General features: G+C 62.8%; 10 protein-coding genes. 1 reads left to right on the forward strand and 9 read right to left on the reverse strand.

Translation table 11 applies throughout. The features are described from left to right. Nucleotides 1–22: 22 nt before the first annotated feature. The 7 genes from ACK3BK_RS18555 to ACK3BK_RS18585 form a co-directional block, all read right to left on the reverse strand. Nucleotides 23–889 carry a TenA family transcriptional regulator gene (locus ACK3BK_RS18555; RefSeq protein ID WP_411383050.1) on the reverse strand — a complete coding sequence of 289 codons (867 nt, stop codon included), beginning with the start codon at nt 887–889 and terminating at the stop codon, nt 23–25. Between the two features lie 45 nt (nt 890–934). Continuing rightward, on the reverse strand, nt 935–3391 hold the full coding sequence (locus ACK3BK_RS18560; protein WP_411383051.1) for an EAL domain-containing protein: 2457 nt from the start codon (nt 3389–3391) through the stop codon (nt 935–937). A 122-nt stretch (nt 3392–3513) separates the two neighbouring features. Next, a complete protein-coding gene (locus ACK3BK_RS18565; protein ID WP_411383052.1) occupies nt 3514–5346 on the reverse strand; it encodes an ABC transporter ATP-binding protein in 1833 nt (610 codons plus the stop codon). Then, nucleotides 5339–5971 carry a DsbA family protein gene (locus tag ACK3BK_RS18570; protein WP_411383053.1) on the reverse strand — a complete coding sequence of 211 codons (633 nt, stop codon included), beginning with the start codon at nt 5969–5971 and terminating at the stop codon, nt 5339–5341. The genes ACK3BK_RS18565 and ACK3BK_RS18570 overlap by 8 nt, the downstream gene beginning before the upstream one ends. Before the next feature lie 3 nt (nt 5972–5974). Further along, nucleotides 5975–6907, reverse strand: coding sequence for a rhodanese-related sulfurtransferase (locus ACK3BK_RS18575; protein WP_186666658.1), 933 nt, complete (start codon nt 6905–6907; stop codon nt 5975–5977). Between the two features lie 118 nt (nt 6908–7025). Next, on the reverse strand, nt 7026–7322 hold the full coding sequence (locus ACK3BK_RS18580; RefSeq protein ID WP_153772849.1) for a BolA family protein: 297 nt from the start codon (nt 7320–7322) through the stop codon (nt 7026–7028). A gap of 10 nt (nt 7323–7332) precedes the next feature. Next, nucleotides 7333–7857 (reverse strand): DUF2059 domain-containing protein, encoded by a 525-nt coding sequence (locus tag ACK3BK_RS18585; protein ID WP_151926280.1) that lies wholly within the window; start codon nt 7855–7857, stop codon nt 7333–7335. Nucleotides 7858–8014: 157 nt separating this feature from the next. Here ACK3BK_RS18585 and ACK3BK_RS18590 point away from each other — a divergent pair, with 157 nt between their 5' ends. Then, nucleotides 8015–9409 carry a class II fumarate hydratase gene (locus ACK3BK_RS18590; protein WP_186666659.1) on the forward strand — a complete coding sequence of 465 codons (1395 nt, stop codon included), beginning with the start codon at nt 8015–8017 and terminating at the stop codon, nt 9407–9409. Between the two features lie 58 nt (nt 9410–9467). Here the strand turns inward: ACK3BK_RS18590 and ACK3BK_RS18595 are convergent, their stop codons facing one another. After that, nucleotides 9468–10430 carry a DMT family transporter gene (locus ACK3BK_RS18595; RefSeq protein ID WP_411383054.1) on the reverse strand — a complete coding sequence of 321 codons (963 nt, stop codon included), beginning with the start codon at nt 10428–10430 and terminating at the stop codon, nt 9468–9470. 135 nt (nt 10431–10565) lie between these two features. Then, nucleotides 10566–12059 (reverse strand): polyphosphate:AMP phosphotransferase, encoded by a 1494-nt coding sequence (gene pap / locus ACK3BK_RS18600; RefSeq protein WP_186666661.1) that lies wholly within the window; start codon nt 12057–12059, stop codon nt 10566–10568. Between the last annotated feature and the right edge of the window lie 131 nt (nt 12060–12190).

Raw genomic sequence — 12190 nt, forward strand, 5'->3', positions numbered from 1 at the left:
CTTTACCCGCTACGACTCCATCTTATCCCGCTAGCGCACGAGCATTAGCCCGTTTTTTCACAGGCTGCTCACGCTGCTTTACAGGCTTGTTCAGTTCCACCTGCTCCACCGGCTTGAGCACAGGCTGCTCATGCTCACTCTCGGATCTCAGGCAACGCTCCAGGAACAGGTACATGCAGTCGTAGCTCTTGCAGATGGCCTTGCGCAGTTGCGCCTGCAATTCCTCGGAAGGGCTCTCGCCCACCAGCGTGCAAATGATCTCCAGCGCCTCCCACGGGTGCGAATCGTCGTACTCGGCGTGCAGGTCCAGCCACCTCATGGCCGCCTTGGATTCCTTGTCACCCTGCTGGATGAAAGACCGCGCATAGTCCGTCTCGGGATAGACCTTTGCCGACCACTCGCCCGTCGCCCCTTCGATCGCGTAGTTGGTCGCGGCCATCGCAATGGCCAGCGACTCGGTCGCACAGACACGCCAGCACCAATCGTTCAAGCCGTTCAGCTCAGGGGGGACATCCTGGGCCTGCAAGTCCTTCAAGCTAATGTCGTGCGCCTTGCACCATTTGACCCAATGGTCGGCATGGTTGAGCTCAACGCGGATATTGCGTATCAACCAGCGCCGCGCCATATCCTCGCCCTGGCTGCGGCCGTAGCGGGTCTTGGTGAGGTTTTGGGCCATGTACAACGAAAACTGTTCGACCACCGGCCAACCACCGACCAAGTACTGACGGATGGTCTTCTTGCTCAGTTTGCCGTCGCTCAAGCGCTGGTAGATCTCATGCTCCACCACCCTTCGCTTGCTCTCGGCACAATCCGAGATCATTTTCTGCGCCCAGTCGGGGTAGCTCTTGGGGTCCATCAATGGACCGATCCGAACGAATGCGTCAATCACTGTCAGCTCCTTGATTCCTTGTGATTTTCCGGACGACTACTACTGTCAGCGGAAGGACCCTGGCGCCCGGTGCAACAAGGGCCTTACTGCAATCCGTTGTCGCTGGAGGCTGTCACAGGTGAACACCTGCGGCCGCTCGATCAGATAACCCTGGGCGAAATCTACGCCGATCTCCTGCAGCGCCTGCTCGATCAACGGTGTTTCGACAAACTCGGCGATGGTGCGCTTACCCATGACATGGCCAATATGGTTGATCACCTCCACCATAGCCCTGTTAATGGGATCGTCGAGCATATCCTTGACGAAACTTCCGTCGATCTTCAGAAAGTCTACTGGTAAATGCTTCAAATAGGCGAATGACGACATCCCGGCGCAGAAATCGTCGAGGGAGAACTTGCAGCCCAAACCTTTCAATTCGTTGATGAAGCGAATGGCACTTCCCAAATTGGCGATTGCGCTGGTCTCGGTTATTTCGAAACAAATCATGTGCGGGGGGATCTGGAACTCGGCAAACAACCTCTGCAGGTATTCCAGGAACTTGTCATCGCCAATACTCGTACCCGACAGATTGATCGCGCACATCGCCAACGGTCGGCTGCGACCTTCGTCCAGCGCCTGGCGAATCACCAGGAACACATTGCGCACCACCCAGCGATCGAGCGCGGTCATCAGGCCATAGCGCTCGGCGGCTGGGATGAAACTGTCCGGCAGGATGGTCCGACCGCTCTCGTCATGCAGGCGCAGGAGAATCTCGAGGTGTCCGGCGCCCATGTCTGGTTTGAGGGGGGCGATTTCCTGGGCATACAGGCAGAAGCGGTTTTCCTCGAGCGCAACGTGCAGGCGCTGGATCCAGGCCATCTCGCCAAAGCGCATCGACAACTCGCTGTCGTCGGCATGGTAGACCTGCACACGGTTGCGCCCCTTCTCCTTGGCCATGTAGCAGGCCATGTCGGCAGCGCGCAGCGAGGTCTCAAGCGTGCCGGGCGAATGGGCAATGTGTACCAGGCCAATACTCACGGTGGTGACGAAGGGCCGTCCCTTCCAGACGAAATGCAGGCTCTGCACGGTCTGGCGCAAGTGCTCGGCAATCCGCTCAGCCTGGTCGGGCGGACAGTTTTCCAGCAATACGCCGAATTCGTCACCGCCCAGCCGGGCCAGGGTGTCACCTTCACGCAGGCCTGCCTGCAGCACAGCGCAGATATGGCGCAGCAACTCATCGCCCGCGGCATGCCCGCAGGTATCGTTGACCAGCTTGAACTGGTCGAGGTCCAGGAACATCAGGGAGTGGCGTCCCGACTGACGGGCCAAGGTGTTGAGCGCCTGCTCGAGGCGATACTCGAACTCACGGCGGTTGGCAAGGCCCGTCAGGGCATCGTGGGTCGCCTGCCATGACAGGTTGGCGATGTACTGCCGCTCCTGGGTCATGTCATGCAGGGCGAGGACGATGCCGCTGATCTGACCGTCGGTGTGGATGGGCGACCCCACCAGGTTGACCGACACCGTACTGCCATCCAGGCGCTGGATCAGCCGGGCATGCTCGGCCCCGCCCTTGAGGCTGCCGCTGAGCACCTGCTCGACCAGAGTCAGGCTGTCCCGCTCGGCATTTTCATCGAGCAGGCTGAACAGCGCCGCCAGCGGCAAGCCATGGGCCTGGGAAGCCTGCCAGTGGGTCAACTGCTCCGCGGCAGGGTTCATGTAGACGATGCACCCCTCGACATCGGTGGTGATCACCGCATCGCCGATCGACTCCAGGGTGGTCTGTGCCCGCTCACGCTCTACCTGCAAAGCGCTGGCAAACGCCTGGCGCTGGGACAGCAACCTTGCAGAACGGCGCCAGGCCAGGGCGATGAGAATCAACGCCGTGAGCAGGTTGGTGACCATCAACACCCGCAGCAGCACCCGCGAGCCTTCGCCCAAGGCATCGCTGAATGCCTTGGCGGCCGGCGTCACGCCCTCGTTGATCGAGACGATACGCGCTTTCCAGTCCGCCACCTCACGCTCACTGGCCAGCCCCCGGACGAAGGCCTCACGCATCTGCTGCGCCAGGACATCCAGTTGCCGCAGGTATTCGTCACCCGTGTTCCAGTAGCCGATGGCATTCTGCATGTAACTGATCTGACGGAAGTTGCGGTAGAACCAGATGATCCGATTGACGTCGTCCGGATGGTTACCGCCCTGCAGGATCCCGCGCCGTGCGGCCTCAAGGTCCGGCACAGGCTGGTCGAGGGCCACCCGTAGCTCACGGTCGCCCTGGGGTATGGCAATGGCCTGGCGATAGCGCTGGAAGATGCGTTCGTCCTGGCTTTCGGCATACAGATTGAGGTAATAGATGGCGTCTTTCTGTGCCTTGGACCACAGGCTTTCGCCGGCCACGTACGCACGCATGGCCGAAAGCGAATAAAGACTGAGGCTGCCCAGCAGCACCTGGAAAACCACCACTGCGACGAAGGGCCAGATGATTCCCAGCAACCTTGGCGCTTCGAGAGTCCGATTTCCCTTCATGTAGTCCCTGTCTCAGAGCGGATATGGCACGAATCGACCCAGACAAGCACAGCGTAGGCCATTTGCCATAATTGCGCGGAGCTTTTTGTCGCAGCCAGTGCGCCTGTTGGCGCGCCGCGCGATCAGGACTGCTGCAGATGCCCGTACAGCTTGGCGTACAAGCCGCCTTCGGCGATCAACTGCTGGTGGCCGCCGTCTTCGGCCACATGCCCACCGTCGAACACCAGCACCCGATCGGCCTGTTTCACCGCCGATAGGCGATGGGCAATGATCAAGGTGGTACGGCCACTGAGGAAACGCGCCAAGGCCTGGTGCAGGTTGTATTCGGTGGCCGCATCGAGGGCCGAGGTGGCCTCGTCGAGGATCACCACCTTCGGCTCGGCCAGGACCATGCGGGCAATCGCCAAACGTTGACGCTGACCGCCGGACAGCCGCACCCCCGAACGCCCGACCACACTGTCCAGCCCCTGAGGCAGCGCGGCGATGGTGGCATCGAGCTGGGCAATGCGCAGCGCCTGCCAGCAGGCGTCGTCACTGCACTCGCGGCCCATGGTCAGGTTGGCGCGCACACTGTCGTTGAACAACGAGGGATGCTGCAGCACCACCGCGACATGCTCACGCAGGGTCTCCAGCCCGATCTCCTGGAGGCTCGCACCGCCAAAACGGATGGTTCCGGCCTGGGCGCTGTACAACCCCAGCAGCAGCTGTACCAGCGTGCTCTTGCCACCGCCGCTGGCACCGACAATGGCCACCTTCTCGCCCGGCGCGATGGACAGGTCCAGGTGATCGAGCACCGGCTCATCGGCGTAGGCGAAGCGCAGGTCGCGCACCTCGATACCCACCGTCGCGTGCCCAGCGAACGGATCACAGGCGGCCGGATACTGCGGCTCGTCCTCTCGCGACAGCAATTCGTTGAGCCGACTCAGCGCACCACCGGCCGCGTAGTAGGCGTACTGCAGGTTGAGCAATTGCTCCACCGGGCCGATCATGAACCACAGGTAGCTGAACACGGCCAGCATCTGCCCGATCGACAGGTCGGAGAACAGCACGGTGAGCATCGCCGCGGCACGGAAAATGTCGATGCCGAACTGGAACAGCAGGCCGCTGGCCCGACCACTGGCGTCGCTCTTCCACTGCGAGGCCACTGCATAGTCGCGCACTTCCCGGGCACGTACTCCCAGGCGCCCGAGAAAATAGCCCTGGCGGTTACCGGCGCGGATTTCCTGGATGGCGTCGAGGGTTTCGCTCAGCGCCTGGGTGAAACGCCCGGTGCTGTCGTTCTCGAGCTTCTTCAGGTGCTTGACCCGCTTGCCCAGCTGCACGGTGAAATAGATCACCAGCGGGTTGAACAGCAGGATCAGCAGCGCCAGCTTCCAGTGCATCCAGATCAGGATCGCCGCAGTGCCGGTAAGCGTCAGCATGGCCACCAGGAAGCGGCTGAGGGTTTCGCCGACGAACTTGTCCAGGGTATCCAGGTCGGTGACCAGATGCGTAGTCACCGTGCCACTACCCAGGCTTTCATACTCCTTGAGCGAGATCCGCTTGAGCCGCTCGATCAGGCGGATTCGCAGGCGGTACACGATATCCTTGGCCAATCCGGCGAACTGCCGGGCCTGGATCACGCCGAAGGCCAGCGAGGCCAGGCGCAGGCTGAGGGTCGCAACCAGCATCAAGCCGATGTAACCGGCCGCCACCTGCCAATCGGTCGGCAGGAACTGATTCATCCATTTCAAGGCGGCATCGCCATGACCCAGCAGCACTTCATCGACCAGCAAGGGCAGCAGCAAGGGAATCGGCACGCTGCAGAGGGCAGCGAGCACGGCAACCAGGTTGGCGGTCCACAAGGCCTTCTTGTGGTGCAGGGCCAGGCGGCGGATTTCCGCCCAGCTCAGACGATCGTGCGCAACGGGGGGCTTCCCCGGCACAGGGTCGCTAGACCCTGGCAGATCAAGCACAGGCGGCCTGCTGCAGCCAGCGGCCCAGCAACGGCTGCAGGCGATCGAGCGACTGATAGCCGTTGGTCAGCAAGGCCAGTTGACCATTGCGCTCAGCCAGCAGGGTCGGGAAGCCGGCGATACCCAGGTCCTGAACCCAGGCAAAGTCGGCTGTCGTGGTCGTGCGGGTCTCGACGCTTGCGAACGTCGCAGAAAACCGCTCGCGGTCGAAGCCTGCCTGCTCGGCCAGGTCCACCAACTGCGGGGCACGGGTGACATCCAGGCCCTGCTCGTAGAACGAGCCCTGGATCAGCTTGAGCAGCGCCCAACCGCGCTCGGCATCGAGTTCACGCGCCGTGACCAAGGCGCGGCAGGCCGGCTCGGTGTCATAGACGAAGCCGTCAGGCATGGCGCCTTCGAAGCGAAACGTCTGACCAGTGGCTTCGGCGACCGCCTGCCAATGCTCGAGGATGTACTTGCGCGTCGAGGCATCCAGCGCGCTGCTGCCACTGCGCAGGCCACCCAACACCAGGCGCGTCTGCACACCGGCTTCCCGTGCCTGGGCGATCAACGCCTCGGCCACGGGAGCGAAGCCCCAGCACCAGGAACACATCGGGTCCATCACATAGAGCAGGCGTGCAGTCATGCATCAGGCCTCGGCTTTGTAGTTGTAACCGATCGGGTGCGGCAAGTTGCGCGCCTTGGCCAGCTCGATCTGCTTCTGCCGGTCGATGGCGCTGCGCCGGGTCTTTTCGCTAAGAGTGTCCCAGCAGTGCGGGCAGCTCACCCCGGGCGAATAGTGCTCGGACGCACGGTCATCCGCGTTGATCGGATGGCGGCAGGCATGGCACTGGTCGTAATCGCCCTCGGACAGGTCGTGACGCACGGTGACCCGGTTGTCGAAGACGAAGCAGTCGCCGTCCCAGAGGCTTTCTTCCTGAGCCACTTCCTCGAAGTATTTCAGGACCCCGCCCTTAAGATGATAGACCTCCTCGAAGCCTTCACCGAGCATGTAGCTGGACGCTTTTTCACAGCGAATGCCGCCGGTGCAGAACATCGCGACCTTCTTGTGCTTGCTCGGGTCGAAGTTGGCCTTGATGTAGTCGGGGAACTCGCGGAAGGTCTCGGTCTTCGGATCGATGGCGCCCTTGAAGGTGCCGATCGCCACTTCATAGTCATTGCGGGTGTCGATCAGCAGCACTTCGGGGTCGCTGATCAGCGCGTTCCAGTCCTTGGGCTCGACGTAGGTGCCGACCTGCTTGTTGGGATCGACGCCCGGCACACCGAGGGTGACGATCTCTTTCTTGAGCTTGACCTTGGTGCGGTAGAACGGCTGCTCGTCGCAGTACGATTCTTTATGGTCGACATCCGCCAGGCGCGGATCGTTGCGCAGCCAGGCCAGCAGGCCGTCGATACCTTCGCGGGTACCGGAGACCGTGCCGTTGATGCCCTCGAGGGCCAGCAGCAACGTGCCTTTGACGTCGTTTTCCAGCAGGGTCTTGAGCAATGGCTCGCGCAGGTCGAGGTAGTCTTCGAGGGTGACGAACTTGTAGAGCGCCGCCACGACGATCGGTTGGGACATGAAACAGAATCTCCTGGTGGTTGCCCTCGTAAGGGGCGGACCGGGTTTGACGAAAAGCGAGGGGGCCGCAAAAGCGGCCCCCGGATGACGCGGATTCTACCAGAACGACGGAAAGGTTTCAGTGCCCGCCGCCGGCACACACCGGCGAAGCAGGCGCCGCCCCTACCTGCGCCCATTCTTCAGGCGTGTAGGTATGAATGGCCAGGGCGTGAATCTCGCCCATCAGCTCGCCCATGGTGGCGTAGACCTTCTGGTGACGCTTGACGCTGTTCAGGCCGGCGAACTGCTCGCTGACCAGCACCGCCTTGTAATGCGTCTCCTGCCCGCGACTGTGCATGTGGCTTTCGTTCAGCACCTGCAGGTGCTGATCGCCAAGCGGTGCCAGTTGCTGCTCGATGCGTTGCTGCATGCTCATCGATTCAGGCTCACTTCTTCGCCGGGGCCGCGGCCTTGCCAGCGTTCGGGTCCAGCTCTTTGGTCATGTCGTCCAGCAGCTTGTTCACCACCGGCACTGCAGGCTCCAGGCTCTGCTGGGTCAGCTGGGCCGACTGCTGGGTGACCTTGGGCATTTCGCGCAGGACTTTCTTGCCCAGCGGCGACTCGTAGAACTTGACCAGATCGTTGAGCTCCTGCTCGGTGAAGGTCGCGGTGTACAGGTTGACCATCTGCGGCTTGAGCTTCTTCCAGCCGATGGCATTGTCCAGGGCCGCGTTGGCCTTGGCCTGATAGCTGTCGAGCACGGATTTCTTCGCGGCCGGGGCCTTGGTCTGCTCGAAGCGCTGGGCGAACATCTGCTGGACCTGCATGTACACCGGGGTGCCCAGCTTGTCGGCATTGGCCAGGGTCAGGAATTTCTCGGCGGCGGCGTTGTGGCTCGGGGTGGCAGCGAGGACCTGGCCGCTGGCACAGGCCAGGGCGACAGCGGCAAAAAGGACACGGAGGCGGGTCATTGCAATTCCTTCATGAGAGGGTGAGGCGGATACCTCAGAGTAGAGCATTCTGCGCCGCAGAGGGCACTGTGCTCAAGTGACAAGACGAGCGATTGACCGCCCGGGTGGATCAGGGCCTAAACTGCGATTTCTGACTGAACAAAGGAGTGAGCGCAGCATGAGCCGTATCGAGACAGACAGCCTGGGCCCGGTCGAAGTTCCAGAGGACGCTTACTGGGGCGCACAGACCCAGCGTTCGCTGATCAACTTCGCCATCGGCAAGGAGCGCATGCCCCTGGCTGTCCTGCACGCCCTGGCGCTGGTCAAGAAAGCTGCGGCGCGGGTCAACGACCGCAACGGCGACCTGCCAGCCGACATTGCCCGACTGATCGAACAGGCCGCCGACGAAGTGCTCGACGGCAAACACGACGATCAGTTCCCGCTGGTGGTCTGGCAGACCGGCAGCGGCACCCAGAGCAACATGAACGTCAACGAGGTGATCGCCGGGCGCGCCAACGAACTGGCCGGCAAGGGCCGTGGCGGCAAACTGCCTGTACACCCGAACGATCACGTCAACCGCTCGCAGAGCTCCAACGACTGCTTCCCCACGGCCATGAGCATCGCCGCCGCCCAGGCCGTGCATGGCAAGTTGCTGCCGGCCATCGCCGAGCTCTCGTCGGGCCTGGCAGAACTGTCGGCGCGCCACTCGAACCTGGTCAAGACTGGCCGCACGCACATGATGGACGCCACGCCCATCACCTTCGGCCAGGAAGTCTCGGCCTTCGTTGCACAGCTCGACTACGCCCAGCGGGCAATCCGCGCCACCCTTCCGGCAGTCTGCGAGCTGGCCCAGGGCGGCACTGCCGTGGGCACCGGCCTCAACGCCCCGCACGGTTTTGCCGAAGCCATCGCCGCGGAGCTGGCAGCGCTGTCCGGCCTGCCGTTCGTCACCGCACCGAACAAATTCGCCGCCCTCGCCGGCCATGAGCCGCTGACCAGCCTGGCGGGCGCGCTCAAGACCCTGGCCGTGGCTCTGATGAAGATCGCCAACGACCTGCGTCTGCTGGGTTCCGGCCCGCGTGCAGGGCTTGCCGAAGTGCGCCTGCCGGCCAACGAGCCAGGCAGCTCGATCATGCCGGGCAAGGTCAACCCTACTCAATGCGAAGCCCTGTCGATGCTGGCCTGCCAGGTACTGGGCAACGATGCGGCGATCGGCTTCGCGGCCAGCCAGGGGCACTTGCAGTTGAACGTGTTCAAGCCGGTGATCATCCACAACCTGCTGCAGTCGATCGAACTGCTGGCCGATGGCTGTCGCAACTTCCAGGAGCACTGCGTGGCCGGCATCGAGCCGGACGCCGAGCAGATGGCCGCCCACCTGGAGCGCGGGCTGATGCTGGTGACGGCGCTGAACCCGCACATCGGCTACGACAAGGCGGCGGAAATCGCCAAGAAGGCCTACAGCGAGGGCAAGACCCTGCGCGAGGCAGCGCTGGAGCTCAAGTACCTGACCAACGAGCAGTTCGATCAGTGGGTGCGCCCGGAAAACATGCTGGCACCGGGGGCCAAGGGCTGATCCTGAGCCGATAGGGGCCTCTTCGCGGGCTTGCCCGCGAAGAGGCCACCGCCGATTATCAGCGAACCTCTGCCACCCTGGCCCGCCGCGCCCGCCACCCCGCCATCAGCGAAGGCCCCAGCGCCACCAGTGCCGACCCTGCCACCACCGTCACCGCCCCGGCATAGCCCAGCGCATTGATCTGTTCGGCATGCACGTACTCAGGCCACACCCAGGCCGACAGTGCCACCGCAACAAAGGTGACCAGTGGCGTCAGTGCCAAGGTCGCACTCACCCGCGATGCTTCCCAATGCGCCAAGGCCTCGGCAAATGCGCCATAGGCGACCAGGGTGTTCAGGCAGCACGCCAGCAGCAACCAGCCTTGTACAGCCGTCAGTTGCAGCGCCTCCAGCGGATGCACCCAGGGCGTCAGCAGCGCCGCACAGCACAGGTAGATCACCATCATCACCTGCTGCGAGTGCCAGACCGACAGCAGTTGCTTCTGGCTCAGGGCATAGAACACCCAGATGCTGGTGGCCAGGATGATCGTCAGTACACCGGTGGTGTAGGCCCCAAGTGATGTCAGCAGTTCGTCCAGGCGCTGGTTGAAGAACAGCCCGAAACCGGCCAGCAGCACCAGCAACCCGATACCCTGGCCCAAGCTGAAACGCTCCTTGAACACGAACACACTGGCCACCAGCAACAGCACCGGCCCCAGTTGCACCACCAGTTGCGCGGTGCCCGGGCTGAGCAGTTTGAGACCGACCAGGTACAGCACATAATTGCCCATCAGCCCACACACGGCCACCGCTACCAGGCCAAAGCCCTTGCGCCCCAGGCGCTGGAACGGCGGCAGGCGCCGGTTCGCGGCCAGCCAGGCGAACAACAGGCCGCCGGAGACCAGCAGCCGATACCAGGTGACCGTGATCGGGTCCATCACCTGCAGTACCTGCTTGAGCTTGATCGGCAGAATGCCCCACAACAGCGCGGTCAGCAGTGCCAGGAACAGCCCATGGACCCAGCGTCCGGAAGAAATGTGCATAGCGTCCTCGATCAATGCCCTGAGTGGGGTGACTGAAGTCTAAGGGCTGCAAAGGTGGGGCTGGCAGAAAGTGGCGGGAAAAGAATTCATCGGGTCATTCCTGCGGGGCATGGCTGCCCCGCGGCGTGAGGGGCGTTACTTCTTGTGCTTGGCGAACGCCGCCTCCAGTGCATCGTTGATGGTGCGCAGCACCTTGACCCGCGCCCAGCGCTTGTCGTTGGCCTCCACCAGTGTCCAGGGGGCTATCTCGGTGCTGGTACGATCGACCATGTCGCCCACAGCCTCGGCGTATACATCCCACTTGTCGCGGTTGCGCCAGTCTTCCTCGGTAATCTTGTAGCGCTTGAACGGGATCTCTTCGCGTTCCTCGAAACGCTGCAACTGTGTCTCTTGGTCGATTGCCAGCCAGAACTTCACGACCACGATGCCCGCGTTGCTCAACTGCTCCTCGAAATCATTGATCTCGCCATAGGCGCGCATCCAGTCGGCCGGGGTGCAGAACCCTTCGACCCGCTCGACCAGTACCCTGCCATACCAGGAGCGGTCGAAGATGGTGAACTTGCCGCGCGCCGGCACATGTCGCCAAAAGCGCCACAAATAAGGCTGGGCGCGCTCCTCCTCGGTGGGTGCGGCGATCGGTACGATACGGTACTGACGCGGGTCCAGCGCAGCAGCCACGCGGCGAATCGCCCCGCCCTTGCCCGCAGCATCGTTGCCTTCGAACACCGCGATGAGGGCATGCTCACGCATGCGCTTGTGCCGCAGCAGCCCGGCCAGGCGCGCCTGCTCGGCGACCAGCTGCTTCTGGTAGTCGTGCTTGTCGAGGCGCTGGGTGAGATCCAGGGCACCGAGCAGGCTCAATTGATCGATACTGCGCCCAAATGGCGCGACATTGCCCTGGTGCTTGCCCTTCGGCGCGTTGGCCAGCGCCGACTGCAGACTTTCAAGCAGAATGCGCCCCACCGCCAGCGCCCGGTAGTACGGATCGACACCTTCGATCACATGCCAAGGCGCGTAGTCGCGGCTGGTGCGGCGCAGCACCCGCTCGCCAAAGCGCACGAAGCGGTCGTAGGTCTGCGACTGCTGCCAGTCCAGCGGGCTGATCCGCCAGCTGTGCAACGGGTCGTCGCGCAGGGCCTTAAGCCGGGTCTTCATCTGCTTCTTGGAGAGATGGAACCAGAACTTGATGATCAGCGCGCCTTCGTCACAAAGCATCTGCTCAAGGCGCTCGGCGCCAGTAATGGCCTGGTCCAGCACCGCATCCTTGAAGCGGCCATGCACCCGCCCCTGAATCATCTGGCTGTACCAATTACCGAAGAACACGCCCATGCGCCCCTTGGGCGGCAGGGCGCGCCAGTAGCGCCACGCCGGCGGACGAGCCAGCTCCTCATCGGTCTGCTGGTCGAAGGTCAGCACTTCGATCATCCGCGGGTCCATCCACTCGTTGAGCAGCTTCACCGTCTCGCCCTTGCCGGCGCCCTCAATGCCGTTGATCAGCACGATGACCGGAAAGCGCGCCTGCTGCTTGAGCTCGAACTGGGCCTCCAGCAACGCCTCGCGCAGGGCCGGCACCTCGGCCTCGTAGGTATCCTTGTCGATGCTGTGACCGATCTCCGCAGATTCGAACATGACTCACTCCTTCGATGGATAAGCAAGAGTAGCGGATTGCACGCCAGTCTTGCGCCCTCTTCACCACGGCGGATACAGCGTCGGCGACGCAGATGGCATAAAATCTCCGCCTCACTGCCAGCCGAACAGAC

The sequence above is a fragment of the Pseudomonas sp. L7 genome, assembly GCF_046605565.1.
GTDB lineage: Bacteria > Pseudomonadota > Gammaproteobacteria > Pseudomonadales > Pseudomonadaceae > Aquipseudomonas > Aquipseudomonas wayambapalatensis.